Source organism: Bradyrhizobium sp. WSM4873 (assembly GCF_055811355.1).
On record NZ_JBVVPS010000007.1, the window covers coordinates 1 to 26,178 of the forward strand.

Consider the following 26,178-nt stretch of genomic DNA (forward strand, 5'->3'; position numbering starts at 1 on the left):
CCCCCCCCCCCCCCCCCCCCCCCCCCCCCCCCCCCCCCCCCCCCCCCCCCCCCCCCCCCCCCCCCCCCCCCCCCCCAAAAAACCCCCCCCCCCCCCCCCCCCCCCCCCCCCCCCCCCCCCCCCCCCCCCCCCCCCCCCCCCCGGGGGGGGGGGGACCCGCCAACAGCAAGCCGGCTTGATCGTTCAGGACAAACCCGCTTGATGGTTCAGGACAAAGCCGACGAGAAGCGCACGCCATCGTGGGGCGGCTAGGCCCCCGCTCTATCAGAAGCGCCGCCCGCGCCGTTGGAACGAATGTCCACTTTGGCACTTAGGAACTCAGTCGTCCAATGAGGGATGAGATGAGCCGCGAACAGCCAAGCCCGGCAACGAGGCCGGATCAGCATTTCAAGCCAGGGCCGGCCTGTCCCAAATGCGAGAGGGGCACGCGCTTCCTGACGTCGATCTTCGACGTGAGCCGCGACTGCTCGGTCCTGATCTATCGCTGCGAGTCGTGCCGCGAGGACGTCTGGATCTGAGCGCGGCCTTGTCCTCGGCGTCAGCCGACTTGCGGGATGGCGCGCACCACATCGCATGGCAATGTCGGATAGGAACTTCGCCCGTTTCGCTCGCTTGTCGCCTGCATCGACCACGCAAGGCACGAGACAGCTTCCGACCATGCAATCACGCTACCCGTTGTTGAAGAAGTGGACAGCGGAAGAGCACGCGCGGCTGAAGGCGCTGGCCGAAGCCGGCTGGCGGCCGGACGAGATCGCCGGCGAGCTTGGTCGCAGCGAAGCCGCCGTGAGGGTGCGCGCCTGGCAGCACGGCATCGCGCTGCGCCTCGTCACCCAGAAGCGCGGACCCTGAAGGCCGGCTGGGTCGAAACCCCGCAGGCGAGCTTCGCGCTCTGCGTTCACTTTTGAACGGTCCTCGATCGCCTCCCGGCGTACGCTGCGAATGGAGCAGGAACACGGGAGCTTGTCATGCTCACCAGCGAGGAATTCGAGACGGATCTCGACCGGCAGAAAATGCACCAGCTCGATGCAAGCCAGGCGACACGACAATTGCTGCGTCGTTCGCGGGAGCAGATAGCGGCATCGATCTCACTGCTTCAGCAACAGGTTCCGAAGATCTGGCACCCTGAACCTCCAGAACGATAGCAACCTCCTGCTCTGTCCCGCGTTTGCGCGCATGGCGAACCGAGACAGCAGGCAGCGGCCGATATGTGCCGCGTGCAACCAACCCATGACATTCATCGACGCGGTGAGTTCACCCGAGGGGGCGATTGCCATCTTCCGGTGCTCCGGCTGCAACAAGCTGTCCTGGGAGAAGCCCAGGCGAGACCAGAACCTGGCCCGCTCGCGTTGAATTTGCGCGGGGAAGAAACGGCCCCAGCCCGGGGGGCGAGCTGAGGCCGTGGGGGGTAGCCGGTCGTGCATCCGGACCGACGCCCGAATAACTTCTTGATCCCAAAAGCAGTTCCTAATTTGCTGGCCCGCCATGGCGCGCTGCGATGAAACACGCCTGAAACAGTGCTGAAACCAGATTGTCTCGAACGCCCCGCCCACTGTGCCCGACCAACCTGGCGAGAAGGAGATCATCATGATCCAGGTCGGTATCCAGGTTGGTTCGAAGGAAGAAGTCGCGTTCTTGCTGGCGCTGTTCGGCACCCACACCCAGCCGGTCAAGCGGCCGGCGAAATCGCGCGCGTGAGGCGCTGATCCCATGCCAGGTTTGGCCGAATGCCAGAGCCTCTTGCGGCTTCTGATCGCAAGGGGCGACCCGAAGGCCATCCCGCTCGCGACAGGCGCCATCGATCAATATCTGAACACGGCGCCGGCCTGCATGCGCGGCCGCGGCCTGCGCGTGCTCCAGCGCGACGCGCTCGACCAGCATGGGACTGCGGTTGGTGTGCAGCGCTCGTTCGCCGAAACGGTGGATGCCTATATCGTCGGGAAGCTTGCCGAGGAGTGAAGGGCCGAATGTCGTTCGCCCCTCTCGCTTCCATCTCCTCAAGAGACCGGGCAGGCACGCGACACCAGGTACTTCCGCGTCGCGCTCGCGGAGGGAGGTCGGAGTTCCCGGAACCTGTTGATTCCACCAGATTTTTTCGCCGCCGCCGGAAACCCTTTGGCCGTTTCGGACCTGTTACGGGCAAAGGATGCTGCAATGCCCCGATATTATTTCGACCTGCGCGACGACACCGGTGTAGCGCTCGACGAGGAAGGGCTGGAGCTGGCCAGCTTGCGCGCCGTTCAGGCGGAGGCCGCCAAATCGGTCGCGGACATGGCGCGCGATGCCATCCTGTCCACGCCTGCCGCGGGCGGCAGGCAGACCATGGCGATCGACGTTCGCGATGCCGAAGGTCCCGTGATGCAGGTCAAGTTCTCGTTCGCGTTCGAGACCTTCAGGACACCCTCCGCATCACGCGATCATTGACGCGTGAGAAATTCCGGCGCGGAGGACTCGGGCTCGAGCACGGCGATCTTGCGGCCGAGCTGCCAGACCTCGACCTTGCCGTGCCGCGTGAACTGCTGCGCGAAGGTGAGGGCGTTCGCATCGGAGGCGGCCTCGAACGCTTCGGCGGAGCGGAACACGCCGTTGTCGCCGACGAGATAAGCGCGATATTGCAGGGTCATGTCGGGGCCCTCAGCCCGGGCGACTGCAGCCAGGCGTCGATGTGCATGGCGGTCTCGTCCTGCCGCGCGCGGCGCAGCAGCATCTCGCGGTGCTGCCCGGGCGCCAGCGTGCGCGCCTCCGCGCGAAGCCGCGCGGCCTCCTCGGCGAGGCGTTCGGTGAGTGTCGTGGTCTGCTTGAAACGTCGTCGTGTCGGCATGCACGTCTCCCTCGTTCGTGTGGGGCGGGAGCAATTTCGGCGGTCGCATCACCGGTCGATGCCAATCGCCTTGCGGTGATGGATAAATCTTAACTCCCTCGTCTGCGGGAGAGACACATCATATGATATGTCGGCGGATTAAATTGCGAGAGCGGGTTGAGCCAGTTGAGGGACTTGCTCAACTTGAGTGCTTGCGATTGCAATGTTCACTTTTGGACAGAAGCGAGCTGAGTTCGCGCGGGCAGGGACGCGCCGGATGATCAGCACGGGATGTGAGATCTCTGCGCCGGCTCGAGCGTTGCCGAGCTCAGCGCAGTAAAGCCGATGATGATCACGCGCGGGGGATCGCGCTAAGAACAACGTGCGCGTGGCCCGCCAACCGATGCGGGCGAGAGGATGAGTTGACGTTGTTCGTGTTTTGTTCTAGAAATTAAAAATTCAACCTTTGGGCGAAGAGCGAGTGCATCTGGTCTCGCTCCCAAAATTTCTGTGGGGTAGCCGATGAGCAATTCACTGTTCGCTTTGGTCCTGTTGGACACGCCGGCAACGCCGGACATGTCGGCGGTTGCCAAGGCCCTTCGCGCGCGACATCCGGAGCTGGCAACTGACGTTGCGGAGAACGAAGACGCGCAACAGGCTCATCGATGCAATGCGCGTTGGGTTTATGAACGGTGATCTCCACACAAATGTGCCGATTGGTAAAACGCAAGAGGAGGTTGATCGCGGTGTCGCGAAGGTCTTGACAGACGACAAGGCCTATCTCAGTCAATACCCAGAACAGCTCAAGAGAATCAGAGAGCTTGAGCAAAGAGGTGCGGATGCCGGTTTGGACCATCTGATTAAATGGTTGCTCTTCTTGAGCAACCCGGAGAGACAGAAACAGTTAGATGAGGTGATAGCCAGAAATCCTGGCGTCAACATAACTGCGAACAATCAGGATCTGGACGGGACGTGGTTGCGGTCTAAGTTCGCGCCTACCGATCCCTCCTCAAGCATCTTTCGTATACCCGGCTCGACATCAGTCAACCCGAGCGAGTTTCCACCGCTGCCAGGCTACAGTTCGCCTTCCCTTGCTGGTCTGAACGCAACGGAAGGGTTTGCGCGGAGCGATCCACGCTTCGCAGGCGGAGTACCGGCATTTCCGCTGCCTAGCCCAGATGAGCAGCGGCTCGGCAAACTGCCTCCCAGCACGGCGATGCCGCCGCCTCCGCAAGTTCTGCAATTCAATCCGGAGACTGGCGATCTGCTGAGGCGTTCGGACGGATCGCTATTGATGGGACCTGACCCGCATAATCTCCCCTACGATCCTGCCGACCGCCCGGCTGTTTTGCGCGGACTCGCGATTTTCGGGGGCGCGATGGTCGCACCCGAATTGTTGCCGCTCTTACCGGCTTGGCTGCCTATCGCGGGGGCTCTTGGGCTGACGGGGGCGGCGAGTTCTGCCGCTGGCGCCGAGCCCGCCAGCGGAAAAGAGAGCGGAGTATCTGCCGTATCGGCATCACACTCTGGTGCGCAGCAACCATCGGACAACTCGCTCGACCAAAATTCCGCGCGGGCGAGCACCTTTACCGATCGTTTCGCTCAATGGACCGAAGCGGCAGACGGTGCCACACCCGCTCAGTCTTCGAGCGGAATTGAAGCGCCAGTTGCCCCTGGTGCTGGGGCTATCGCGCCCGAAGAGGTCCGCCGTCTCGCCCGTGTCAATGAGTCGAATGCGGGCAGCGTTTTCACGTCGGGAAGTGCGCCAGTCCCCTATCTGCCTTCCACGGAATTCAACGATCGGTTTGGCAACTGGACCGTGCCGACCGCTGACAGCCGACAGCCGGAGCCGAGCAGGACGATCGGCCCATTTGCGAATGACCAGAGTTATTTCATCCCGCCACCGATCTTTGGAGTGGATGGCGGAGGCAGTTCGCACAATGACGCTGAGCAGTGGTACGCGCGCTGGATACGGCCGTTGCGTGGGCCCGAGTAAAATGCGGTCTATAGAGACGTGCGAATGTTGTTCGAGATCTGTCGTTTGACACGTCGGGCAAAACACTGGCAGAATGGCATCATCGAAAAAGGTGTCTAGTTAAAGCCCGCGGAATTCCGCGAGTTTCTTTGTTTCGACGGAGCGTCGGACGTTCATGCCTCAAGCTGAAGCCGGTCCGAACCACCTCGTCATCGCCTCCGCGAGTCCGCGTCGGTTCTCATCTCCCACCCAGGCCACATGCCCGTCAGGCCGTACCAGCACGGTTTTGGGCGCGGCGACCAGTCCAATGGCCGGAAGCTCCCAAGCGCCGTCGTATTCGGCATCCACTGTTTTGATCCGATCCGCCCATGGTGCGGTATCGAAACTGTTCTTCTTGCCGAAATCGAGCAGCAAGCCGCGCGCGCCGTGCAGCAGCGTGAACAGCCGCAGCGGACGCCCTTCGACCGTCAGATCGAGATCGGGCATGCGGCGCCCGAGCAGCGCGTGGCCTTTGCCGAGATCATAGTGCAAATCGAGCCCGCTCATCATCGCGCCAAAACGCTGGCGCGGCGCGTCCATCGCGAGCAGTTCGGCGACGATGTCGCGCGCGGCCTTGAGGCCGTCCTCGCCGCGGCGGAGCAGGGCGATTTGCGCCATGGTGTTGCGCAAGGTCCGCGCGGCGACAGGATGGCGCTCAGTGTGGTAGCTGTCGAGCAGGTTTTCGGGCGACAGGCCCTTGACCACTTGCGCGAGCTTCCAGCCGAGATTGACGGCGTCCTGCACGCCAATGTTGAGGCCTTGCCCGCCGACGGAGTGATGGATATGCGCGGCATCGCCCGCGAGCAGCACGCGACGCTTGCGATAGGACACCGCCTGCCGTGCCGCGTCGGTGAAGCGGGAGATCCAGGACGGGTTGTGGAGCCCGAAATCGGTGCCGTAGACGGCGACGAGGGCGTCGCTGAGATCGCGTGGGCCGGGCGCGCCGGTGCGATCGAGCGTCGCTTCCGTCACGACCACCAGCACGCGTCCGCTCTCGGTCTTGCTGAGGCCGTGAAAGCCGAGCGCGTCGTGGCGCAGGCCCCATGCGGGCTCGTCGCGCATCTCGACTTCGGCCATGAGGTTGCTCAGCGTCGGCTCGGAGCCTGCGAAGTCGATGCCGGCGGCCTTGCGCACCAGGCTGCGACCGCCGTCACAGCCGACCAGATAGTTTGCGCGGAAGGTCTCGCCGCCGGAGAGCGTCACGTCGATGCCGGTCTCGTCCTGCGCAAAACCCGTCACCTCGCGGTTTCGATAGATAGGCACCGCGAGCTCGCTGACCCAGTCGGCCAGGATGCGCTCGATGTGGCTCTGCCGCAGCGTGAGCCCGTAGGCGTGCCGGGTGGGGAGGTCGCTGATATCGAGCCTGGTCCAGGCGAAGCCCGCGAGCTGCGTGATTTGCCCTTCGCGCAGGAAACGATCCGCGACGCCGCGCTGGTCGAGGATCTCGATGCTGCGCGCGTGCAAGCCGCCGGCGCGCGTGCCGACCAGTTCCTGATCGGCGCGCCGTTCGACCACGGCGACGTCGACATTCGCCAGCGCGAGCTCGGCGGCCAGCATCAAGCCGGTCGGGCCAGCGCCGGCGATCACCACGGCGTGGTCTTCGTGGCGAGCGCCGGCCGTTCTGGCGTGGTCGCGCGTTCGGGACGTCGGAAACAGTACAGGCATGTGAGACCCCTCGGGATGGTGTTCGGGTCGAGGGTTCTACGGCAGGGGCGGGGGCTTGAAGCAAGCCCGTCGCACACCACATATCTGAGTGGGGAGAGAGAGAACCTTTTGTCCGCGTTCGCCGCGTTGACACGTCGGGCAAAACACCGGCATAATGCCATCATCGAAAAGAGTTTGGTTCACCCGCGCGGAGGCGATCCGACGCGGGTTTTGTTTTGGGTTTTGCGCTTTCCGGCGTTTTTTTTGCGGGGGCCTGCGACCTTCAGCAGATGCCGGTGGTCCGCTGCATGGTGCTGGCGAGTTCCTCGAACGAGAACGGCTTCCTGATCATGGGGAGACCGTCGCGCCGGGGCTCACGCCCCGACAATTGCAGGATCTTCAGTTCCGGGCGGCGGCGTCTGGCCAGCTCGGCGAGTTCATGACCGTCCATGCCGGGCATGTTGATGTCGGTGATGAGGATGGAGATATCCTGGTTCTGCGCGAGTCGGTCGAGCGCATCCGGGCCGCTATTGGCGCTGATGACGTCGCAGCCGAGATCTTCCAGCATGTCGACGATGACGTCGAGCACGCCGGGATCGTCGTCAACAACCAGTACGGTATGGCTCATCGCACAACGTTCCTTCCTGAAGGAATAAACGCGGCCGCCTTGGCGTAAGTTCCGGCACGGCGTGGTCGAATGAGCGATGTTTTACACGTCGCGCCGCTCGCGGAGCGGCCTAATCGTCCTTCGACAGATCGCCGGGCCTGGTGGGAAGGTCGATGGTACCGCCCTCGCCATGCACGAGATCGCGGTTGTTGTCCTCGGTCTCGCCGGCGTCTTCAACGATGGCCTCTTGTGTGTCGCGCTCCTTGTCGATATGCGGCTTCTGGCGGGGCAAGTCTCGCGATGTTTTCGGAATCATGTTCAGTGTCATTGGTCGATCCTCCTGACCGGCTTAACGCGGGCAGGGACGGTTCGTTCGTTGATACGTCGGGGGACGCCGGCAGCCTGATTGGAAATGGTTTCCCGAAGGTCTCCGTCTGCTTTAATTCGCAAAAATCGAAATAGAGCTTGACCCGTCGGGCAAAACACTGGCATAGTGGCATCATCGAAAAGTTCGCAACGCCCGCGCGGGACAACATCCGCCGCGGGTTTTTTCGTATCCCATTTTCGGAATCGGACGGCGGCCCACGCATCACGGCCACGCACTCGCTTGAAACGCGTTGAGGGAGCGCCGATCGGCGTGCCGCCGTCCGTACCATTGCTGGCCGTGCACGCGCGAACGTGCCGGCCCGCGGCGCGAGCAATGTGCTCGCGCCGCTGCGGTCTCCGGATGCGGAGATAGGGTTCGCGCCCGAAACGATCGCGCCTCATTCGCGATCTGCCGCGCATTTCTTTTCAAGGAGAGACGATGACCGCCTATCTGATATCGCTCGCGCTCGCGGGCCTGGTTGCAATCGCGCTGTGGGAGACGTTGTCTTGAGCGAGGACATGGAAATTGCCCTCGTGAGCGAGCCGGTCCGCGCGCCTGCGCGACGGAAGACGTCCAGCGCGCGCACCCTGACCGAAATCCGCTCGCTGGCGCGGAGCCACACCAGGACCGCGCTCAGGGTGCTGGTCGGCATCATGCGCAGCGACGACGCGACACCGGCCGCCCGTGTCTCGGCCGCCAATGCAATCCTCGATCGCGGCTGGGGCAAGGCGGCGCAGCCGATCGAGAACGGCGAGGATGGCGTGCTGGAATTGATTCACCGGATCGAGCGGATCATCGTGTATCCGGGGAGTGCGGCTGGCGGCACCGCTGGGCGCGACGCCTGAGCCAGCGGCTGTGAAAGGGTGAGCGAGCGCATCCATTGTCCATCCTGAAAATTCCGACGGCCAAGATCTTCGAGCCGCTGCTCAAGCCCGCCCGCTACAAGGGCGTCTACGGCGGGCGCGGCTCGGGCAAATCGCATTTTTTCGGCGAGCTTCTCGTCGAGACCTGCCAGGCCGAGCGCGGCACGCTGGCGGTCTGCATCCGCGAGGCGCAGCGGACGCTGGCGCAGTCATCCAAGCGGCTGATCGAGGGCAAGATCGCAAGTCTTGGTCTCGGCCAGGGCTTCCAGTTGTTCAGCGACAAAATCGAACGCCTGGCGACGGGTTGATCATCTTTCGCGGGCTTCAGGCCAATCTGGTTGTCTCCTTCTACTTCGCCAAGCGCGGCTTCGAGAATGTTGCGAGGATCATCAAGCGGTGAAGATGCCAGATGACGAGATCAGGGCGATCGTTGCCGAGACGCTGGCTGAGCAACACAGGCTTCAGCAAGCGAATATCGATGCGATCGTATTGAGGACGGTGGCGTCGGTGCTGGCGTCTTTCGGAATCGAGGATGACGACCGAAAGGAGCTGAGGGCTGATTTTCAGCACCTGCGCCGATGGCGAACGAGCGTGGAGCAGGCGCAGAGCTACACCTTCAAAGCCGTCATTACGGTGATCGCCACCGGGCTGATGGGCGCGGTTTGGCTAGGTGTCAAGGTCGTGCTGGGCAAGTGAGCCTCAATCGGCACGACATTCTGCACTTCCACTCACGTTCATTTCGTCTCCAATGGACCGTCCCATGTACAGAATTCGCATCGTCGATGCATCCGATGACGACATCGTCGATACATTGGCCGACCTGCATCAGTCGACGTTCTTCGATGCGGCTCCCTTGCCACAATTTGAGTTAGGGACGTGGTGGCTTGCCTATCACGGCGATGAGCCAGTAGCCTTCGCCGGTGTCGTGCCGTCAACGCACATTCGAAATGGCGGTTATTTCTCCAGGGTCGGTGTGTTGCAGCGGCACCGGGGACGTGACCTCCAGTGCAGGCTGATGCGGGTGATCGAGGCAAGGGCACGGCGTATTGGATGGGACAGCATCGTCTCGGATACGACGGACAATCCGGTGTCTGCCAATAATTTCATCCGGGCGGGCTATCGGCTCTTTGAACCTCATGTGCCCTGGGCTTGGTCGCATACGCTTTACTGGCGAAAGGCGCTTTGCTGAGCGAATGGAGCGAAGTTTCCCGTGGTGCGGAACGTGATTCACGCAACGTAAGAATGGTTCGCACGAGATGAAGCGCAACACGGACGTTCAAGGGCCCGGCAGCCTGACAGCTGCCGGGCCCTTTTTGCGTATTGAAGCGATGCGGGCGAAGGACTTGCGAAGTCAGCGGTGCCGGGCTTTAAGTTTGCTCCTGCAGGAAATTCGGCAACCATAAGCCGATGTAAGGGAGCGCCGTCGATGCCCACCAAGCCTCAATTGCCGGAACGTTCGTCGCGCGCGACGGGGGCGCCTACCGCGCTCGACGGTCTGCTGGTCGTCGATTTCACGCGTGTGGTTGCTGGCCCAGCCTGTACGCAGACGCTTGCTGATTTCGGCGCGCACGTCATCAAGATCGAGAATCCAGACGGGGGCGACGACACGCGTGCGTATGAGCACGCCGAGATCGGTGGAGAGAGTGCTGCCTATCTGAGCCTCAATCGCAACAAGCGCGGCATCACGCTCGACCTTACCGTGCCGGAGGCTCGTGAGATTGCGCTGGATTTGATTCGCAAGGCCGACGTGGTCGTCGAGAACTTTTCCAGCGGGGTCATGAAGAAATTTGGCCTCGACTATGAAACGGTTGCGCCGCTCAATCCGCGGTTGGTCTATTGCTCGATCTCCGCCTACGGCCGCACCGGACCGTTTGCCTCGCGTCCCGGCTTTGATCCGATCACGCAGGCGGAAAGCGGCTTCATGTCGCTCAACGGATTTGCTGATGGCCCTGCGGTTCGCACCGGCCCGCCCATCGTGGACATGGCGACGGGGATGTCTGCCTGCAACGCCATCCTGATGGCGCTGTTGGCGCGGGATCGGCTCGGTCGCGGCCAGCATGTCGAGGTCGCCCTGTTCGACGTCGCGATGGGTATGACCGGCTTCTATGGCATGGCCTATCTGATCAACGGCGAAAATCCCGGCCGGTTTGGTAATTCGCCGAGTGGCTCTCCTACCGTCGGCGTGTACGAGGCCTCCGATGGACCGCTTTACATGGCCTGCGCGAATGACCGGCTCTATCGCCGGCTGGTCGTTGAAGTGCTGAACCGGCCGGATCTGATCACCGATCCGCAGTTTGCCTCGCGCAAGGCGCGTTCCGAGCACAAGGAGCTTCTGCGGGCAGCCATCGCGGAGGTCTTTGCGAGCGATACTCTCGAGAACTGGATGACCAAGATGAAGCTGGCCAATATCCCGGTCGGCTATCTCCGGACGGTCGAGGAGGGGTTCAATGCACCGGAGGCGCGAGCGCGCCATCGCTTGAACCGGATTCCACATCGTACGGCAGAGTGGGTCCCGAACATCGAGCCGCCGATTGCCATGAGCTTGACCGGCCCGGTTGATCCTGTGGCTGCTCCGTTGCTGGGCGAGCACACGGAGCAGGTGTTGCGTGATACGCTCGGTTACGACGAACGTCGGATATCGCAGTTCGCCCAAAAGGGTGTCTTTGGCTCGGGCAAACCCGCGACGTCGGGCTGAGCCTGAGCGTTGATCGTACAGGCCAGGCCTCGCGCGGCTTGCGGATCACGGCTTGGCGATGTCGGCGCCTTCGCGACATCGCATCCTTCCTGGCAGCCGGGTTCAGGGCGACCATACCCGGCCAGCGCGGCCTTGGCTTGATTTGGCGATGTTCCAGCCGCATAAATGCGTGAAGCGAGGGATACGAATGGCGCCTAGTCAAGAGCCGAGCGTGGGCCGGTCCGCGGCGGCGCAATCCGATGAAACTGCCCATGCGGCAATGGTCGCGAAGGCCCGTGCGCTCGTCCCACGGCTGCGAGAGCGGGCGGCGCGGACGGAGGAGTTGCGGCATCTGCCGCCCGAAACGGAGAAGGATCTGCACGACGCGGGCCTGTTCCGGATGCTTCAGCCCAGGCGCATTGGCGGCGCAGAACTCGACTATGTCGCCTTGATCGATTGCGCGGACCTGCTCGGACAAGCAGATGCCTCGGTGGCATGGAATCTGGCCAATCTGGCGAGCCATCATTGGATGCTCGGCATGTTCGAGCCGACGGCGCAGGATCTGGTCTGGGGCCGTGACCCGGACGCGCTGATCGCGTCCTCGTTCATTTTTCCGGCCGGGCGTGCCACGAGAGTCGCGGGCGGATACCGGCTCCATGGCAGCTGGCCGTTCTCCTCGGGCGTTGCCTCTTGCGCATGGAACATGCTTGCAAGCGTCGTCTACTCCGACGACGAGGCAGACGGCATCGAGTATCGGATATTTCTGCTGCCGAAAGCCAACTACAACGTCCTCGACACCTGGAATGTCGCGGGACTGCGGGGGACAGGGTCTTGCGACGTGGAGGTCAGGGACGCTTTCGTGCCCGACGATATGACGGTCGCGGTCGGCGATCTCGACGGCGGCCCGACGCCGGGAAGCAAGCGCAATCCCAACCCGCTGTATGCGCTTCCGGTGTTCTCGCTGTTTCCCTACGTCCTCTCCGGCGTCGCGCTGGGGAACGCGCAGGCGTGTCTCGACGATTATGCGGAGGTCGTCCGTCATCGCATTTCCACCTACAACCACGCCAAGCTGAGCGACTTTCAAAGCACCCAAATCAAGATCGCCGAGGCCTCGGCGAAGATCGACGCTGCACGCCTGATCATGCGCTCGGCCTGTCTTAATGCCATGGAGGATGCACGGCGGGGTCGTATCCCCGATATGGCGACCAAGACCAGATATCGGCGCGACGGTGCTTTTTCAGTAAACTTCTGCACGGATGCGGTGTCGATGCTGTTTGCCGCGAGCGGAGCGCGAGGCCTGTTCACGACGGGCGCCTTGCAGCGGCAATTCCGCGATGCGCACGCGATCAATTCGCATCTAGCATTCAATTTCGATGCGGCCGGAACCAATTATGGACGCGTGGCGCTGGGCCTGCCGTCCGAGAATCTCACGCTGTGAGGCCGGCCGATGAATGATCTGCCGAAGCAGCCGGCCGTTCCCGATCCGGCAAACGAACTCGCGAGCGACAGCTCGCCGATCAATCCCCGCGATTTTCGCAGCGCGCTTGGCACCTACGCCACGGGAGTGACGATCATCACAGCCGCGGCGCCTGACGGCAAGCCCTATGGCCTGACCTGCAATTCGTTTGCCTCGGTCTCGCTGAATCCTCCGTTGGTTCTTTGGAGCCTTGTCGTCTATTCCTCCAGCTTGACCATCTTCCAGAACGCCAGTCATTTTACCGTCAACGTTCTTGGCGTTTCGCAACAGGCGCTTGCGAGCAAATTCGCTAAATCGTCTGAGGACAAGTTCACCGGCGTCGACTGGACGCCCGGCCTCGGCAACGCGCCGGTGCTCGCCGAGAGCGTCGCCAATTTTCAATGCCGCTCGGTCAATCGCTATTACGGCGGCGACCACGTGATCTTTCTAGGAGCGGTCGAGGCCTATACTTACAATGCGAAGGAGCCGCTGCTCTTCGCGCGGGGTGCGTTTGGCCGATTTCTCGCCGACGACGAGCGCAAGTAGTCACTCCAGGCGTGCTTCAGCTCGCGGTCGAGGGTTCAGCGCACCCTGCCGAAAGCTTGTAGATTTCGAGCGCATCCGCGTCCGCGCCTCGCGCGGCCTTGGCGAGCCTGAAAAGTTGTCCTGCGAGCGAGGCCATGGGGACCGGCGTCGACGTGGTCTGAGCGACGTCGGCGACCGTATCGAGGTCCTTGAGCATTGTAGCGATGTGACCAAGCGGCGGTGAGTGAATGCCCTGGACCATTCGCGGCACGAACAGCTGCAACGGAATGGAGTCCGCGAAGCCGCCGGCGAGTGCTTCGGGCAACCGGTCGGCGTCAATTCCGGCGTTCACGGCGAGGCGAGTTGCTTCCGCGAGAACAGCCATCGCGCATCCGACGATCACCTGATTGCATAGCTTCGTGGTCTGGCCGGCGCCGGTCGGGCCCATGTGGGTGAACCTTCGTGCCATAGCCAGCACGTAGGGGTGGACCCGCTCGATATCGCTGGCTTTTCCGCCGGCCATGATGGCAAGCGTGCCTTCCTCGGCGCCCTTGGTACCACCGGAGACCGGCGCATCGATCCAGCCCGCGCCGTTCGCAGCTAACAATCGCGTTGCAAGGTCCCGTGCGGCATCAGGATGGATCGACGAGAAGTCGACCACGAGCTTGCCCGCGCCGGGCGCAGTTGAGATGCTCGCGGGTCCGAAGATCACCTCTTCCACGGCGGCCGCATCCGTCACGCACATGAAGACGATGTCCGAGCTCTCCATCAAGGTACGGGGGGTGTCTGCGCGCCTGGCACCGTCCTCCACGAGTGCGGCCATCTTCCCTTCCGAACGGTTCCAGACAGTGACCTGATGGCCGGCCTTGAGCAGCCGCCGGCTCATCGGTGTCCCCATCAATCCAAGGCCGAGATAGCCGAGCCGCTCGACGCCTTGCGGGTTTGTCTTGCTTGTCTCAGCCATAGGTTGCCTCCATCTGCTGCTGCGCGACGCTGCACTACCATATAGGGCGTATCCCACCACGAAACCGCTCGGCCTGCATGGCTTGCTTGATTGTTTGAACCATGAAACATTTGCCGCGGTCGGGTTGGATGGCGCCGGTCGGCGCCTGGCAGCGGAGTGGGCATGATGCGAACCGTTTCGAAGTGGATCCTGGCTTTGGGGGCGGCAGCGGCCGTGAGCGCGAGCGCAGGCTCGTCATGGGCGCAGCAGACGATTCGCGTCGGCTGGACGATCCCGGCCGAGGAATCCAAATACTGGATGATGCGCCGCCCGGCTGAGTTTCCCAACATCGGCAAGGCCTACAACATCGAATGGACCCAGTTTCAGGGCACCGCTCCGATGACGCAGGCGTTGGCGGCGGGTGTGCTGGATTGCGCGACCCAGGCGCCGCTGTCGCTCGCCAACGGCGTGGTTGGCGGCAACCTCAAAGCCTACATCGTGGCGCAGCATGTCTTCGAGAAGGCCGGTGGTTTCTCGGTCTACTGGGCTGTCATGGACGACTCCCCGATCAAGACGATCGCCGATCTCAAAGGCAAGACGGTCGGGATCTCCGTGATCGGCGGCGGCACCCAGGGCCCGTTCAACCTGTTGCTGAAGCAGAATGGCATCGATCCGGCCAAGGACATCAAGCTGGTCGAGGTGGGCTTTGCCGTCTCCGAAGATGCGTTGCGGCAGGGCCGCGTCGATGCAGTCAACATGAACCAGCCGTTCGCCGCACGCGCGGAGGCAAAGGGCGGCACGCGCAAACTGTTCTCGCTGTCGCAGGCGATGCCGAACATCGTGCACATCCTGGAAGCCTGCCGTGCCGATTTCGTCGACAAGAACCCGGAGTTGGTCAAGGCGTACGTGCGTGACATTACCTCCGGCATGAAGAAAGCGCTGGCGAACCGCGAAGAGACGTTGAAGGTCGTCAACGAAGTCCTGAAGGCACCTATTCCGGTTCTCGAGACCTATCTGCTCAAGGACAATGATTTCGGTCGCGATCCTGGTGCGGCACCGAATTTCCCCGCGATCCAGAAGATGCTGGACATCTATGCGGAGACCGGGATGCTGCCAAGATTGGATGTCGCGCAATTCAAGCATTCGACGATCGTCGCTCCGCTGCAATAGGCGATCGGGCGAATGGACCGAGCGGGAAGGATGCGGCGTCCAGGATGATCCGGGACGTTGCATGAAGAAGATGCACGTATGAAGAAGCTTCGATCTCGGATCACGACGGATGGTCTCGACCGGGCCCCGCACCGCGCGTTCATGCGCGCCATGGGGCTCGACGACGCTGCGATTGCGAAGCCGATGGTGGGCGTCGTCAGCATGAAGGGCGAACAGACGCCCTGCAACATGACGCACGACTTTCAGGTCGCCGCGGCCAAGACCGGAATCGAGGAGGCCGGCGGCACGCCGCGCGAGTTTTCGACCGTATCGGTTTCCGACGGTATCAGCATGAATCACGAGGGGATGAAGTTCTCGCTGTTTTCGCGGGAGCTGATTGCCGACTCGATCGAAGCCGTCGTGCATGGGCTCGCCTACGACGCACTGATCGGTTACGGCGGATGCGACAAGACGCTTCCCGGCGTGATGATGGGCATGGTCCGGTGCAACGTGCCGGCCATTTTCATCTATGGCGGCAGCGCGCTGCCGGGCCGCGTGGACGGGCGAACCCTGACCGTGCTCGACTCCTATGAGGCGGTCGGCAGCTTCATGACGGGAGAGATCGATGGCGCGACGCTCGAGCGGATCGAGCGGGCCTGCCTGCCGACCATCGGCGCGTGCGCCGGCCAATTCACTGCCAACACCATGGGGATGGTGTCTGAAGCGATGGGCCTCACCATTCCCAACGTGTCGATGGTGCCGGGTGTCTATGCCGAGCGTGCGCAGATATCCAGGCGGGCCGGGCGCCTCATCATGGAGATGCTGGAGCGCGGCGGGCCTTTGCCGCGCGACATCGTGACCCGGAAATCCCTGGAAAACGGAGCGGCAATTGTGGCTGCCACGGGTGGTTCGACCAATGCTGCGCTGCATCTGCCAGCCATCGCGAACGAGGCCGGCATCGCATTCACGATCGATGATGTCGGCGAGGTCTTTGCCAGGACGCCGCTGATCGGAAACCTGCGGCCGGGAGGCAAATATACGGCGAAGGACGTCTACGATATCGGCGGCGCCGCCGTGGTGATTCGAGAGCTGATCCAGAGCGGGCATATTGATGGCAGCTGCTTGTCTGTCACAGGCCGCACAATCGCCGAAGAATATGGCACCGCCAACGCACCTGACGGAGAGATCGTTTACACGGCTGGCGCGCCGATCATGCCGGATGGCGGCGTCGCGGTGCTGAAGGGAAACCTCTGTCCGGACGGCGCGGTTATCAAGGTCGCGGGCCTGAAGAGCCAGTTCTTTGAAGGCGTGGCGCGCGTTTTCGAAGACGAGGAGGCCTGCGTCGCTGCGGTTCGTGATCGCACCTATCGAGCGGGCGAGGTTCTCGTGATCCGCAACGAAGGGCCGGTGGGCGGCCCGGGCATGCGCGAGATGCTCGGCGTCACCGCGCTGATCTACGGACAGGGCATGGGCGAGAAGGTGGCCCTTATCACGGATGGACGGTTCTCCGGCGCCACCCGCGGAATGTGCATCGGCTATGTGTCTCCCGAGGCCTTCGTTGGCGGTCCGCTGGCGCTGGTACGCGATGGCGACAGGATCCGGATCGATGCTGCGAACCGGCGGATGGATATGCTGGTCGACGAGGAAGAACTCACGGCTCGCCGGCACGATTGGAAGCCGCGTCCGCCTCGTCACCGTGCCGGCGCCCTCGCCAAATATGCGCGATTGGTTGGCCAGGCACCGGGCGGGGCCGTGACGCATGAGGGGCCCGCGGAATGGCCCTGGTTCGGATGACGCGGCGCACTTGCCCGAAACAGCCAATGGCCTGGCAAGTTTCTTGCTAAGCTCGCGTCGCTGACGAAGGATGTTCAGCAAGCCTGTTGCGCAGGGTTCGCGCGAATGAAGTGAGACGGGATGAAGGTAGTGCCTTCGAGATCGAGCGAATGGGTGAGACCGGTGACGCCGCAAAAACCGGCTTCTGCAATCATCGAGATCGAGAGCGTCTCGCAGGTATTTCAGACCTCGGCGCGCAAGGACCATGTGGCGCTATCGGACATCTCCCTGGCGATCGAGGAGGGAGCCTTCGTCTCCATTCTTGGCCCGTCCGGCTGCGGCAAGTCGACATTGCTTTACGTCGTCGGCGGCTTCGTCAGCCCGACCAGCGGCTCAGCGAAGATCAGGGGACGGACGATCACGGGACCAGGGCCGGATCGCGGTCCGGTATTCCAGGAATTCGCGTTGTTTCCGTGGAAGACCGTGCTGGGCAATGTGATGTATGGCCCTCGCCAGCAGGGCGTGCGCACCACCGAGGCGGAAGCACAGAGCCGGGCCTTGATCGAGATGGTCGGGCTCAAGGGCTACGAGAATTTCTATCCAAAGGAGCTGTCCGGCGGCATGAAGCAGCGCGTGGCATTGGCTCGAACGTTGGCTTACCATCCTGAGGTTCTGTTGATGGACGAGCCGTTCGGCGCGCTCGATGCTCACACGCGAACGCGGCTGCAGAACGATCTGTTGAATATCTGGGAGCGTGATCGCAAGACGGTGCTGTTCGTCACTCATTCGGTCGACGAAGCGGTTTTTCTATCCGACAAGGTCGTGATGATGTCGAAGTCTCCCGGCCGCATCCGCGAGGTCATCGACATTGATCTGCCCCGGCCGCGCCGCCGCAGCGAGCTGCTGCTCGATCCACGGTACCAGAAATATGTCGTCGACATCGAGCGCATGTTCGACGAGGTCGAAGATACGGGATCGGCGTCATGACATCGCTGACGGCCCTGGCCAAGCGTGCCGCGCCGGTGTTTGCCTGCATCGGGCTTCTTGCGGCATGGCAAGTTGCGTCACTCGCGCTGAAGAACGACAGCTTCCCGACGGCGATCGAGGCAATCCGTGTAATCCCGGACATCCTCGGCGACAAGGAAGCGCTGATCAACATCCTGGCCTCGCTCCGCCGCATGGCGGTCGGGTTTGGCATAGCGGTATCGGTCTCGATCCCACTCGGCCTGTTGATGGGCCGCAGCCGGGCCGTCGCGGCCTTCTTCAATCCGCTCCTGATGGTGATCTACCCGGTGCCGAAGGCCGCCTTGATGCCGATCATCATGCTGTGGCTCGGCGTCGGTGACATCACGAAGACGCTGGTGATCTTCCTCGGCGTCAGCCTGCCCGTGATCTATCACAGCTTCGAGGGCGCCAAGGCGGTGGAAGAGAAGATGCTGTGGTCGGGCGCCGCCATGGGGCTTTCGCCTGCGCAACGCCTAGTTCGAATCGTACTGCCGGCGGCGTTGCCGGAGATCTTGACCGGTTGCCGCACTGGACTCGTGCTGGCGCTGATCACGATGATCACCAGCGAGATGATCGCGCGTCAGTCCGGCGCCGGCAATATCCTGTTCAATGCCCTCGACATGGGCCAATACGACACCGTCTTTGCGATGATCATCATCGTGGGGGCGATGGGAATCTGCCTCGATGCGATCTTCGAGCGGGTCCGCGCAAGGCTGGTGCGCTGGTCTGAGCCTCAGTTCGACATGCCGCTGAGCTTCTCATGATGCCGCAGCTTCGCTCCACCAGCATCATCCTCGGGCTCGCGCCGATCGTGCTGGTGATCGCGCTGTGGCAAGGCCTTGTATCATTTGGCTTTGCGCCTGCGGTCTTGCTGCCGCCGCCGGGATACGTCTTCAGCAGGTTGCTGCAGCAGCTCGTGACATGGACGTTCCAGCAGGAGATCGCGGCGACACTGTTCCGGCTGTTTGCCGGCTTCGCCATTGCGGTCGTGCTCGGTGTCAGCATCGGCATCGCCGCCGCCGCCAGTCCGGCTATCAACGCCGTGGTCCGGCCGATCGTTCGCGTGCTCGCGCCCTTGCCGAAGGTTGCGCTCTATCCAGCATTGCTGCTGCTACTCGGTTTCGGCCACGGATCGAAGATCACGCTGGTGGCGGCGGATGCCCTCTTTCCCATTCTCTTGTCTACCTATTACGGCGCGTCGACGGTGGAGCAGAAGCTGATCTGGTCGGCCATGGCGGCGGGAACGCCGCGCTATCAGATCCTGTTCAAGGTGGTACTGCCGGCCGCGATGCCGTCGATCCTGACCGGCTGCCGGATCGGTCTTGTCATTTCCTGCATCGTGGTGTTTCTGGCGGAGATGATCACGTCGAGCGACGGGCTCGGACATGTCCTCGTCACGGCGGCTCGGACCTTTCAGGCGGTCGATATGTTCGTACCGCTGATCACGATCTCGTTGCTGGGCCTGATCCTCAATGGCCTGCTGGGCGCCGTGCGCTCGTACCTGCTGCGGGGTTTCCCCGAAGCATGAACTGACGAAGAAGAAACCAGAAAACCGGGAGTAGACCATGCTGGCTGATCGCATCGAGGCAAAATGGATCGACGCATTTTGCGAGATTTTTGAGCGATGCGCCGTCAAGGCCGGCGATACCGCGGCGATCCTCTCGGAAACGCAGTCACGTGCGTTGAACGTTCATCTGGCGGAGCTCGCGCTGCTGCGGATGGGCGCGCGACCGTTTCACGTGGTCATGCCGACCCCGCGTAACCGCAATATCGTTCCGGTTCGCTCGACAGGGGCAAGCGAGGCGATCCAGCGGCTCGGCCCGGTCATCACCGCGCTTCAACAGGCCGGCTTTGTGGTGGATTGCACCATCGAGGGCCTGATGCATGCGGTGGAGACACCCGAGATCCTCAAAGCCGGCGCGCGCATCCTGGTGATCTCTAACGAGCATCCCGAAGCGCTGGAGCGGATGGTGCCGGATTCCGCGCTCGAGAAGCGCGTTCGCGCGGCGGCGAAGATGCTGCGCGGGACCAAGCGGATGCGGGTGACGTCAAAAGCCGGCACGGCGCTCGACGTCGATATGGTCGGCGCGTCCACGGTCGGCGTCTGGGGATGGACGGACAAGCCCGGTACGCTGGCGCATTGGCCCGGGGGCATCGTCGTCAGCTTCCCCAAGAGCGGAACGATCAATGGCACGCTGGTGATGGCACCCGGCGACATCAACCTGACCTTCAAGCGTTACCTGACCTCGCCGGTGAAGATGACGCTGAAGGACGATTATGTCGTCGAGCTGGAAGGCGAGGGCACCGATGCCGCAATGATGCGTGCCTATCTTGCCGCCTGGGGCGATCGGGAAGCCTATGCGGTATCGCATGTCGGCTTCGGCATGAATCCGGCCGCGCGCTACGAAGCGCTGTCGATGTACGACCAGCGCGACACCAACGGCACGGAAATTCGCGCCGTGTCCGGCAACTTCCTGTTCTCGACCGGTGCCAACGAATTCGCCGGCCGCTACACGGCGGGGCATTTCGATCTGCCGATGATGGGGACGACGATCGAGCTCGATGGCGTCGCGGTGGTGCGTGAAGGGGTGCTGCAGGACGTCTTCGGCTAGTTGCGATCGAGCACAGGCGGGCGAGCCAGGTCGAAGTGACGGAGCAGGTCGACCATGGCCTGAAGCCGTTTTGCCCGATAGGCGTCAATATCCATGCCTGAATAGTCGAGAAAGCCTGCACCTGTGCGCAGGCCGATCCGGCCCTCGTGCATGTTCCTTGAAATCACGTCCGGCGCGCGATAGCGGTCGCTGCCGAGTGCGCCTTCGAGGTAGCGACTGGCGTAGTAGAGGATGTCGCCGCCTCCCCAGTCGATGAATTCGAGCAGACCAAGCACGGCATAGCGGAAGCCAAAGCCGTAGCGGATCGCCTTGTCGATCTCCTCTGCGCTGGCGACGCCTTCCTCGACCATGCGCGCGGCCTCGTTCATCGCCAGCGCCTGGATGCGCGGAACGATGAAGCCGGGTGTCGCCGCGCAGACCACCGGCACCTTGCCGATGCCTTCGAGCAGCACCTTGACCTCGTCGATGATTGCGTGATCGGTGGCCTTGCCGGGCGAAACCTCGACAAGCGGGATCAGATAAGCCGGATTTAGCCAGTGCACATTGAGGAAACGGCGGGGATTCACGATCGCGCCTGAGAGGTCGTCAACGAGAATGGTCGACGTCGTCGATGCGATGATCGTATCGGGGCCGACTTGTTTTGAGGCCGCCCCCAGCACATCCCGCTTGAGCTCGACGACTTCGGGAACTCCTTCAAAAACAATTCCCGCATCGGACAGTGCCGCCTCGCTCTCGCTGGCCGGCACCACCGAGACCCGTGCGATGAGCGGGTCGACATCGGCCTCGGTCAGTAGCCCCAGCTTCGCCAGGCTGGCAAAGGTCTTCCTGACTTCGCCGAGCGCATCTGCCTCCAGCCGGGCGAAATCTTCGGCTGAACGGGCCTTGATGTCGATCATCGTGACCCTATGCCCCGCGTAGGCAAACGCGACGGCGATGCCGCGCCCCATGCGGCCGGCCCCGAGACATGCGATGGTGGCTCGGCTGGTCATCGCTCAAAATCCCCTGCGAAGAAGCGCCTGCAAAGCGGCTTTGTCGAGATGGCCGAGTCCCAGCGTCTCGAGCGTTCGGCCGCCCTGCGCAAAATCCTCGCCGCAGATTGCGCCGCCAATGGCCAGGAACGCCTTGGCCAGCGGCGTAGCCACGCCTGCCAGGCCGGCGACGGAGACCAGCAGCGATAGCCCAAGCCGCAAATCTTCTCTCATATAGCGGTGCTCCGTCAGCACGATCCGCTCGCGCCAGTCGCCGGAATCGGTCAGCCGGTCATGCGAGCCGCGGCCGTACATCCAGATCTCGCCCTCCCTGGCGTAGTGATGAGCGAGCGGAAAATGCGGTGCGCCATATCCGAGCGCCTCACGCACGGCAATCCGTTCGCCGTCGAGCGCGTCGGTGACTCGGCGGATCGCGGCTTGCGTTCCTTCCTTGTGAATGTCCCACCTCTCGAAATGCTCGATCGGGCCTGCATTCATCACGATCAGCGGCGGATGGATAATCGGGCCTGCGTTCATCAGCGCACCGGAGAGAGCATCTCCGCACGGCTCGATTGCGCCGGGGAAAGCCTGTCCAATCACCTCGAGTGCACGCGGCGCCTGATGGAGCGGGAAAACGCCGACCGGCAGGCGCTTGGCGCGGATGGTGATCGCGACCTCGAACGGCCCGTGCTTGCGGGTCAGCCAGGGCAAGGTCCCGGTTTCGGCAAAGCTCGCCTTGGCGTGGTTGCCGGCATCCCGCGCGGCGTGGGCGAAGATCATCGAGCCGAACGTGGCCGGCGGCAGAAACAGGACCTGTCCGTCCCGCAGATGTGGAGCAAGCAGGCGCGCAATATCAGGCTGCGCGAAGGCGGGGGCGGGGCACAGGATCAGCTCTGCCTCGTTGACGGCCTCGGCGATGTCAGTCGTCACCAGCGCCAGTTTCGCATCGTGACGGCCGTTATGATCCTTCACCAGGATGCGCGAGCCGGCGGCGCGATGGGCTGCGACCTGATCTGCGTCGCGGCGCCAGAGCCGGACCTCATGTTCCGACAGCGCAAAATCGCCCGCGGCTGCGAAAGAGCCGTTTCCTCCCCCCAGAACCGCAATCTTCAAGATGCTTCTCCTCGCGCGCGCGATTGCGCATCAAGCTGCTTCAGCAGGAAATGCTGGACCTTGCCGAGCGCGGTGCGCGGCAGATCGGTGACGAAAACGATCTCGCGCGGAATCTTGTAGCGCGCGAGTTGTGCCTGAAGATGTACTTTCAACGCGTCTGCTTCCAGTCGACGGTTGGATCGCGGGATCACATAGGCGATGGGCACCTCGTCCCAGCGTGGATCGGGCCGGCCGATCACGGCGCATTCGCTGACATCGGGATGTTCGAGCAGGACGCGTTCGACCTCCGCCGGATAGATGTTCTCGCCGCCGGAAATGATCATGTTCTTCTTGCGGTCGCGCACCCAGAAATAGCCGTCCCCGTCGCACAGGCCGATATCGCCGGTACGATACCAGCCGTCGTGCAGCGCATCGCGGGTGGCGTCCGCATTACCCCAATATTCGAAGAACACGTTGGCGCCGCGCACCGCGATCTCGCCGGGCGCGCCCGCCGGCACCTCGTTGCCGGCGGGATCAATCACTTTCGCCTCGCAGCACAGGCCGGCAAGTCCGGTCGATCCCGCGCGAGAAAGATCGCCACCAAGCCGGGTGTAGACCGCAATCGGGCAAGTCTCCGTCGAGCCGTAGACCTGAAGCACCGGGACGCCGCGCGCGACGAAGCGGTCGATCAGATGCGGCGGCACGATGGTCGAGCCGGTCGCGACGGCTTTGAGTGACGAAAGGTCTGTCGTAGCCCAGGCGGGATGGTCGCTTACGGCCTGGATGATAGCTGGCACCATCACGGTCAGGGTCGGCCGATCCCGTTCGATGGTTGCAAGCGCTGTGTCCGGCGTGAAGCGTGCGTGAACCGTGACCGTGGCGCCGAGCTGGAGCGCCGCCGTGGTCTGGATGTTGAGGCCACCGACGTGGAAGAACGGCAGCAGCGTCAGCACATGGTCGTCGGACGTCATGTTGTGCATGTGCTGGCTCATGACGCCGTTCCAGAACAGCGCCTCCTGGCGCAGCACCGCGCCTTTGGGCCGTCCGGTCGTTCCTGACGTGTAGACAATGAGGAGCGGACAGGAGAGATCAGTGTGCGGGTTGCGGCCGGTGCCCTCGCTGCGGGCCAGCAGACTTTCGAGCGTCATGCCGCGGGGCGGCTCGAAATCGAGCCCGACAACAGCAGTCCCCTGAAGCTCGGCAAGAACCCCCTCGAATGCCTGCTCGAGTACCAAAACCTTGGCGCCGGCATCGGTGAGAATGAAAAGCTGCTCGGCGATGGCCAGCCGCCAGTTCAGGGGCACCAGCATCGCGCCGAGCCGCGCGCAGGCATAGAGCAGAACCAGATAGTCCGGCCGGTTCAGACTGAGGATCGCAACGCGGTCGCCCCGGCCTACGCCGAGCTCCTGCTTCAATGTCGCGGCGGTCCGTTCGATGCGCGCAGCGAACGCCGCATAGCTCAACCGTTCGCCTTCGAAGGCAATGGCCGTTTTGTTTGGCGCGAACGCCGCGTTGCGATCGATCAGACTGCAGAGGTCCACCGTCAGTCGTCCGTTTCGCCGGCCTCGTACAGCGCCTCGCGCCCGATCCGGTCGAGGCAGAGCTCGGCTGTCCAGGGCAACATCAGCGAGCCGCAGCGACTGTCGCGATAGATGCGCTCGAGGGGTAGCGAGCGGAGCATGGCCTGACCGCCGCAGGTGCGGATCGCGAGCGCGGCGAGCTCATTGGCGCCCTCCATCACCGAATATTGCGCGGCATAGGCGCGCAGCACCTGCTCCTTACTCGGATTGGCGCGCGCCTCGGTGACCGCCTGGAACCAGATCGCCTTGATCTGCTCGAGCTTGATCTGCATCTGCGCGACCGCAATTTGCTTGGTCGGATACATCCTGCGCTTGACCGGCGGCATGCCCGGTACTTCGCCGCGCAGATATCGCACGGTGAAGTCATAGGCGGCTTGAGCAAGGCCCATATAGGTTGGCGACAGCGTCAGGAACATGTGCGGCCAGCGCATCGCGGCCTGGAAATAGACGCCGCGCGGCATCAGCGCCGAATCTGCCGGCACGAACACGTCCTTGAACAGCAGCGTGCGCGAGACCGTTCCGCGCATGCCGAGCGGATCCCAGTCGCCGACGACCGAAACGCCTTCCGATTTTGAGGGGATGGCGAGGTAAAGCGTATTGCGGCGCGAAGCCTTCTCGCCTTCCTCGATCTCGGTGCAGAGAACGCCGTAATAGTCGGCATGGCCGGAGAGTGATGCGAAGATCTTCTTGCCGTTGACGATCCAGCCACCCTCGACCGGCCTTGCTTCCGTGCCGAAAGCGACGCCGCCTGCCGCTGCCGCACCGCCCTCCGAGAAGGGCTGCGAATAGATCGCGCCATCCTCGACGATGCGCTTGTAGTGGACTGCACGCCTCCGCTCGTGTTCGGCGCGGGTTTCAGCATCCATGTCGAGATCGTCGGCGAGCGGACCGGACCACAGCGTCGAGCAGACATGCATGTTCCAGGTGAGCGCAGTCGCGCCGCAATACCGGCCGATTTCGGCTGCCGCCAGTGCGTAGGTCTGGTAGTTCGCTCCGAGCCCGCCGTGCTTCTTGGGCACGGCAATACCGAGCAGGCCGACGCGATGCAGGTCGCGATAATTCTCAGACGGGAAGATCGCCTCGCGATCGTAAGTCGCGGCGCGGCCGGCGAACACGCTCTGGCCGATCTCGCGCGCCCGCGCGATGACGCCGGCCTGCTCGTCGCTCAGTCGGAATGCGACGGGATCGAAGATCGGTGCATCCAGCGCGACCTTGTCAGTCGCGCCGATGGTCTTGCTGACTTGCATGGTCATTGCGCAGCCATCCTACGTTTTGGTCGCGACGGAATTCAGGAACCGGCCGAGGGCCTCGTCAAAGGCATCGGGGCGCTCAAGATTTGCAAGATGGCCGACAGCGCCGAGTTCGACATATTCCGCGGAGGGAATGTAGGTCGCCGTCTTCGCCATCATCGGCGCTGGCGCGTTGTTGTCCTTGGAGCCGGACAGCAGCAGCGTCGGGATCGAAATGTCCTTGAGGGTGCTGCGTTGGTCGAAGCCAATCAAGGCCAGCATCATGGCGCGATAGCTCGCCTCGGGCACGCTCGCCATGCACTCCCGTGCAAGCTCCATTCCCGTGGGATCAGGATCGTCGCCCACCAGTTCCTTCACCAGAGAGGGCGCCAGCGACTTCATCGTTTCGCCGCGATCGAGCGGCCCGAGCCGTGCGGCGATAAACGATTTCTGCCAATCGCCGTCGGCTTTGCCGAAGGCCGGGCTGGTCTGCGCCAGCACGACGGCGCGCGCCAGGTTTGGGGATTGCACCAGCCACTTCTGGATGATCATGCCGCCGATGGAATGGCCGACCAGAATTGGCTTGCTCGCCCCAAGCTGCTCGATGAATCGCTGAAGCGCATCCGCCAGGGCAGCGATGCTGACGCTGGCGAGCGGTGCCGACCCACCATAGCCGGGCATATCCCATGCAATCGCGTGGAAGCGGTCGCCGAATGTGGCAAGCTGCTGGCGCCAGGCCCGTGCCGCACCGCCGATTCCATGCAGGAAAATCAGAGGCGTCCCGCCCGGATCGCCGGCGGCTTCATAGGCGAAGCGGCCGTCTTTTGTTATCATTGGCGCAGGGTGCGACACGCGACATCCTTTTGCTCGGCCCGTCGAT

29 protein-coding genes and 1 pseudogene are annotated in these 26,178 nt (G+C 63.1%); 19 read left to right on the plus strand and 11 right to left on the minus strand.

What is annotated here, in order from left to right:
* Positions 1 to 341: 341 nt before the first annotated feature.
* The 5 genes from AC0L21_RS12330 (at position 342) to AC0L21_RS12350 (ending at position 2,421) form a co-directional block, all read left to right on the plus strand.
* Positions 342 to 518, plus strand: coding sequence for a hypothetical protein (locus tag AC0L21_RS12330; RefSeq protein WP_473261665.1), 177 nt, complete (start codon positions 342 to 344; stop codon positions 516 to 518).
* Between the two features lie 139 nt (positions 519 to 657).
* Entirely contained in the window at positions 658 to 849 is a 192-nt protein-coding gene (locus AC0L21_RS12335; RefSeq protein WP_473261667.1) for a hypothetical protein, read from the plus strand.
* Between the two features lie 116 nt (positions 850 to 965).
* Entirely contained in the window at positions 966 to 1,142 is a 177-nt protein-coding gene (locus tag AC0L21_RS12340; RefSeq protein ID WP_473261669.1) for a hypothetical protein, read from the plus strand.
* A 565-nt stretch (positions 1,143 to 1,707) separates the two neighbouring features.
* The gene (locus AC0L21_RS12345) at positions 1,708 to 1,956 is read left to right on the plus strand and encodes a hypothetical protein (RefSeq protein ID WP_106946526.1); all 249 of its coding nucleotides are present in this window, start codon (positions 1,708 to 1,710) and stop codon (positions 1,954 to 1,956) included.
* 195 nt (positions 1,957 to 2,151) lie between these two features.
* Positions 2,152 to 2,421: a DUF6894 family protein gene (locus AC0L21_RS12350; protein WP_473261672.1), complete on the plus strand. Its 270-nt coding sequence runs from the start codon at positions 2,152 to 2,154 to the stop codon at positions 2,419 to 2,421.
* On the opposite strand, the gene AC0L21_RS12355 is transcribed toward AC0L21_RS12350, so the two are convergent.
* Complete coding sequence (locus AC0L21_RS12355; RefSeq protein WP_473261674.1) at positions 2,415 to 2,621, minus strand: hypothetical protein; 207 nt, start codon at positions 2,619 to 2,621, stop codon at positions 2,415 to 2,417. The genes AC0L21_RS12350 and AC0L21_RS12355 overlap by 7 nt on opposite strands.
* Positions 2,618 to 2,818 (minus strand): hypothetical protein, encoded by a 201-nt coding sequence (locus AC0L21_RS12360; protein WP_473261676.1) that lies wholly within the window; start codon positions 2,816 to 2,818, stop codon positions 2,618 to 2,620. Before AC0L21_RS12360 ends, AC0L21_RS12355 begins: the two co-directional genes overlap by 4 nt.
* Positions 2,819 to 3,428: 610 nt before the next feature.
* On the opposite strand from AC0L21_RS12360, the gene AC0L21_RS12365 reads away from it, so the two are divergent.
* A complete protein-coding gene (locus AC0L21_RS12365; protein WP_473261679.1) occupies positions 3,429 to 4,793 on the plus strand; it encodes a hypothetical protein in 1,365 nt (454 codons plus the stop codon).
* A gap of 159 nt (positions 4,794 to 4,952) precedes the next feature.
* Here the strand turns inward: AC0L21_RS12365 and AC0L21_RS12370 are convergent, their stop codons facing one another.
* From AC0L21_RS12370 to AC0L21_RS12380, 3 genes are all read right to left on the minus strand, one after another.
* Entirely contained in the window at positions 4,953 to 6,476 is a 1,524-nt protein-coding gene (locus AC0L21_RS12370; RefSeq protein ID WP_473261681.1) for an FAD-dependent monooxygenase, read from the minus strand.
* 262 nt (positions 6,477 to 6,738) lie between these two features.
* Positions 6,739 to 7,083, minus strand: coding sequence for a response regulator (locus tag AC0L21_RS12375; protein ID WP_473261683.1), 345 nt, complete (start codon positions 7,081 to 7,083; stop codon positions 6,739 to 6,741).
* 109 nt (positions 7,084 to 7,192) lie between these two features.
* On the minus strand, positions 7,193 to 7,390 hold the full coding sequence (locus AC0L21_RS12380) for a hypothetical protein (protein ID WP_473261685.1): 198 nt from the start codon (positions 7,388 to 7,390) through the stop codon (positions 7,193 to 7,195).
* 557 nt (positions 7,391 to 7,947) lie between these two features.
* Between AC0L21_RS12380 and AC0L21_RS12385 the strand changes: the two genes are divergently transcribed.
* The 7 genes and pseudogenes from AC0L21_RS12385 to AC0L21_RS12415 all read left to right on the plus strand — a co-directional run bounded on the left by AC0L21_RS12385 (position 7,948) and on the right by AC0L21_RS12415 (position 12,968).
* Complete coding sequence (locus AC0L21_RS12385; protein ID WP_473262120.1) at positions 7,948 to 8,274, plus strand: hypothetical protein; 327 nt, start codon at positions 7,948 to 7,950, stop codon at positions 8,272 to 8,274.
* A 35-nt stretch (positions 8,275 to 8,309) separates the two neighbouring features.
* Positions 8,310 to 8,620 (plus strand): annotated as a pseudogene (locus AC0L21_RS12390) (phage terminase large subunit); the annotation flags it as partial.
* A gap of 68 nt (positions 8,621 to 8,688) precedes the next feature.
* Positions 8,689 to 8,988 carry a hypothetical protein gene (locus AC0L21_RS12395; protein WP_247443815.1) on the plus strand — a complete coding sequence of 100 codons (300 nt, stop codon included), beginning with the start codon at positions 8,689 to 8,691 and terminating at the stop codon, positions 8,986 to 8,988.
* 64 nt (positions 8,989 to 9,052) lie between these two features.
* Positions 9,053 to 9,481: a GNAT family N-acetyltransferase gene (locus AC0L21_RS12400; protein WP_473261687.1), complete on the plus strand. Its 429-nt coding sequence runs from the start codon at positions 9,053 to 9,055 to the stop codon at positions 9,479 to 9,481.
* Positions 9,482 to 9,718: 237 nt separating this feature from the next.
* Positions 9,719 to 10,987, plus strand: a complete 1,269-nt coding sequence (locus AC0L21_RS12405) for a CaiB/BaiF CoA transferase family protein (RefSeq protein ID WP_473261689.1) — start codon at positions 9,719 to 9,721, stop codon at positions 10,985 to 10,987.
* 187 nt (positions 10,988 to 11,174) lie between these two features.
* Positions 11,175 to 12,404 carry an acyl-CoA dehydrogenase family protein gene (locus AC0L21_RS12410; protein ID WP_473261691.1) on the plus strand — a complete coding sequence of 410 codons (1,230 nt, stop codon included), beginning with the start codon at positions 11,175 to 11,177 and terminating at the stop codon, positions 12,402 to 12,404.
* A 9-nt stretch (positions 12,405 to 12,413) separates the two neighbouring features.
* Positions 12,414 to 12,968, plus strand: a complete 555-nt coding sequence (locus AC0L21_RS12415; RefSeq protein WP_473261693.1) for a flavin reductase family protein — start codon at positions 12,414 to 12,416, stop codon at positions 12,966 to 12,968.
* A gap of 16 nt (positions 12,969 to 12,984) precedes the next feature.
* Here AC0L21_RS12415 and AC0L21_RS12420 read toward each other — a convergent pair whose 3' ends face one another.
* Entirely contained in the window at positions 12,985 to 13,968 is a 984-nt protein-coding gene (locus AC0L21_RS12420) for an NAD(P)-dependent oxidoreductase (protein ID WP_473262122.1), read from the minus strand.
* A 108-nt stretch (positions 13,969 to 14,076) separates the two neighbouring features.
* On the opposite strand from AC0L21_RS12420, the gene AC0L21_RS12425 reads away from it, so the two are divergent.
* The 6 genes from AC0L21_RS12425 to AC0L21_RS12450 all read left to right on the plus strand — a co-directional run bounded on the left by AC0L21_RS12425 (position 14,077) and on the right by AC0L21_RS12450 (position 20,429).
* Positions 14,077 to 15,060 carry an ABC transporter substrate-binding protein gene (locus tag AC0L21_RS12425; RefSeq protein WP_473262124.1) on the plus strand — a complete coding sequence of 328 codons (984 nt, stop codon included), beginning with the start codon at positions 14,077 to 14,079 and terminating at the stop codon, positions 15,058 to 15,060.
* A 78-nt stretch (positions 15,061 to 15,138) separates the two neighbouring features.
* Positions 15,139 to 16,833, plus strand: a complete 1,695-nt coding sequence (gene ilvD / locus AC0L21_RS12430; protein ID WP_473261695.1) for a dihydroxy-acid dehydratase — start codon at positions 15,139 to 15,141, stop codon at positions 16,831 to 16,833.
* Positions 16,834 to 16,953: 120 nt separating this feature from the next.
* Positions 16,954 to 17,799 (plus strand): ABC transporter ATP-binding protein, encoded by an 846-nt coding sequence (locus AC0L21_RS12435; protein ID WP_473261697.1) that lies wholly within the window; start codon positions 16,954 to 16,956, stop codon positions 17,797 to 17,799.
* Positions 17,796 to 18,581 carry an ABC transporter permease gene (locus AC0L21_RS12440; RefSeq protein WP_473261699.1) on the plus strand — a complete coding sequence of 262 codons (786 nt, stop codon included), beginning with the start codon at positions 17,796 to 17,798 and terminating at the stop codon, positions 18,579 to 18,581. The genes AC0L21_RS12435 and AC0L21_RS12440 overlap by 4 nt, the downstream gene beginning before the upstream one ends.
* Complete coding sequence (locus tag AC0L21_RS12445) at positions 18,578 to 19,345, plus strand: ABC transporter permease (RefSeq protein ID WP_473261701.1); 768 nt, start codon at positions 18,578 to 18,580, stop codon at positions 19,343 to 19,345. The genes AC0L21_RS12440 and AC0L21_RS12445 overlap by 4 nt, the downstream gene beginning before the upstream one ends.
* A gap of 37 nt (positions 19,346 to 19,382) precedes the next feature.
* Positions 19,383 to 20,429 (plus strand): 2,5-dihydroxypyridine 5,6-dioxygenase NicX family protein, encoded by a 1,047-nt coding sequence (locus AC0L21_RS12450; RefSeq protein ID WP_473261703.1) that lies wholly within the window; start codon positions 19,383 to 19,385, stop codon positions 20,427 to 20,429.
* Here AC0L21_RS12450 and AC0L21_RS12455 read toward each other — a convergent pair.
* Genes AC0L21_RS12455 through AC0L21_RS12475 form a run of 5 tightly spaced genes read right to left on the minus strand, consistent with a single transcriptional unit; the run spans position 20,426 to position 26,132 of the window.
* Complete coding sequence (locus tag AC0L21_RS12455) at positions 20,426 to 21,418, minus strand: 3-hydroxybutyryl-CoA dehydrogenase (RefSeq protein WP_473261705.1); 993 nt, start codon at positions 21,416 to 21,418, stop codon at positions 20,426 to 20,428. The genes AC0L21_RS12450 and AC0L21_RS12455 overlap by 4 nt on opposite strands.
* A 3-nt stretch (positions 21,419 to 21,421) precedes the next feature.
* Positions 21,422 to 22,510, minus strand: coding sequence for an NAD/NADP octopine/nopaline dehydrogenase family protein (locus AC0L21_RS12460; protein WP_473261707.1), 1,089 nt, complete (start codon positions 22,508 to 22,510; stop codon positions 21,422 to 21,424).
* On the minus strand, positions 22,507 to 24,030 hold the full coding sequence (locus AC0L21_RS12465; RefSeq protein WP_473261709.1) for a class I adenylate-forming enzyme family protein: 1,524 nt from the start codon (positions 24,028 to 24,030) through the stop codon (positions 22,507 to 22,509). Before AC0L21_RS12465 ends, AC0L21_RS12460 begins: the two co-directional genes overlap by 4 nt.
* A gap of 2 nt (positions 24,031 to 24,032) precedes the next feature.
* On the minus strand, positions 24,033 to 25,322 hold the full coding sequence (locus AC0L21_RS12470; protein ID WP_473261711.1) for an acyl-CoA dehydrogenase family protein: 1,290 nt from the start codon (positions 25,320 to 25,322) through the stop codon (positions 24,033 to 24,035).
* 12 nt (positions 25,323 to 25,334) lie between these two features.
* Positions 25,335 to 26,132: an alpha/beta fold hydrolase gene (locus tag AC0L21_RS12475; RefSeq protein WP_473261714.1), complete on the minus strand. Its 798-nt coding sequence runs from the start codon at positions 26,130 to 26,132 to the stop codon at positions 25,335 to 25,337.
* Positions 26,133 to 26,178: the final 46 nt, after the last annotated feature.

Coding starts and splice junctions, on each gene's coding strand:
- AC0L21_RS12330 (WP_473261665.1), top strand. CDS start 342: ATGAGCCGCGAACAGCCAAGCCCGGCAACGAGGCCGGATCAGCATTTC.
- AC0L21_RS12335 (WP_473261667.1), top strand. CDS start 658: ATGCAATCACGCTACCCGTTGTTGAAGAAGTGGACAGCGGAAGAGCAC.
- AC0L21_RS12340 (WP_473261669.1), top strand. CDS start 966: ATGCTCACCAGCGAGGAATTCGAGACGGATCTCGACCGGCAGAAAATG.
- AC0L21_RS12345 (WP_106946526.1), top strand. CDS start 1,708: ATGCCAGGTTTGGCCGAATGCCAGAGCCTCTTGCGGCTTCTGATCGCA.
- AC0L21_RS12350 (WP_473261672.1), top strand. CDS start 2,152: ATGCCCCGATATTATTTCGACCTGCGCGACGACACCGGTGTAGCGCTC.
- AC0L21_RS12355 (WP_473261674.1), bottom strand. CDS start 2,621: ATGACCCTGCAATATCGCGCTTATCTCGTCGGCGACAACGGCGTGTTC.
- AC0L21_RS12360 (WP_473261676.1), bottom strand. CDS start 2,818: ATGCCGACACGACGACGTTTCAAGCAGACCACGACACTCACCGAACGC.
- AC0L21_RS12370 (WP_473261681.1), bottom strand. CDS start 6,476: ATGCCTGTACTGTTTCCGACGTCCCGAACGCGCGACCACGCCAGAACG.
- AC0L21_RS12375 (WP_473261683.1), bottom strand. CDS start 7,083: ATGAGCCATACCGTACTGGTTGTTGACGACGATCCCGGCGTGCTCGAC.
- AC0L21_RS12380 (WP_473261685.1), bottom strand. CDS start 7,390: ATGACACTGAACATGATTCCGAAAACATCGCGAGACTTGCCCCGCCAG.
- AC0L21_RS12385 (WP_473262120.1), top strand. CDS start 7,948: ATGGAAATTGCCCTCGTGAGCGAGCCGGTCCGCGCGCCTGCGCGACGG.
- AC0L21_RS12400 (WP_473261687.1), top strand. CDS start 9,053: ATGTACAGAATTCGCATCGTCGATGCATCCGATGACGACATCGTCGAT.
- AC0L21_RS12405 (WP_473261689.1), top strand. CDS start 9,719: ATGCCCACCAAGCCTCAATTGCCGGAACGTTCGTCGCGCGCGACGGGG.
- AC0L21_RS12410 (WP_473261691.1), top strand. CDS start 11,175: ATGGCGCCTAGTCAAGAGCCGAGCGTGGGCCGGTCCGCGGCGGCGCAA.
- AC0L21_RS12415 (WP_473261693.1), top strand. CDS start 12,414: ATGAATGATCTGCCGAAGCAGCCGGCCGTTCCCGATCCGGCAAACGAA.
- AC0L21_RS12425 (WP_473262124.1), top strand. CDS start 14,077: ATGCGAACCGTTTCGAAGTGGATCCTGGCTTTGGGGGCGGCAGCGGCC.
- ilvD (WP_473261695.1), top strand. CDS start 15,139: ATGAAGAAGCTTCGATCTCGGATCACGACGGATGGTCTCGACCGGGCC.
- AC0L21_RS12435 (WP_473261697.1), top strand. CDS start 16,954: ATGAAGGTAGTGCCTTCGAGATCGAGCGAATGGGTGAGACCGGTGACG.
- AC0L21_RS12440 (WP_473261699.1), top strand. CDS start 17,796: ATGACATCGCTGACGGCCCTGGCCAAGCGTGCCGCGCCGGTGTTTGCC.
- AC0L21_RS12445 (WP_473261701.1), top strand. CDS start 18,578: ATGATGCCGCAGCTTCGCTCCACCAGCATCATCCTCGGGCTCGCGCCG.
- AC0L21_RS12450 (WP_473261703.1), top strand. CDS start 19,383: ATGCTGGCTGATCGCATCGAGGCAAAATGGATCGACGCATTTTGCGAG.
- AC0L21_RS12455 (WP_473261705.1), bottom strand. CDS start 21,418: ATGACCAGCCGAGCCACCATCGCATGTCTCGGGGCCGGCCGCATGGGG.
- AC0L21_RS12470 (WP_473261711.1), bottom strand. CDS start 25,322: ATGACCATGCAAGTCAGCAAGACCATCGGCGCGACTGACAAGGTCGCG.
- AC0L21_RS12475 (WP_473261714.1), bottom strand. CDS start 26,132: ATGATAACAAAAGACGGCCGCTTCGCCTATGAAGCCGCCGGCGATCCG.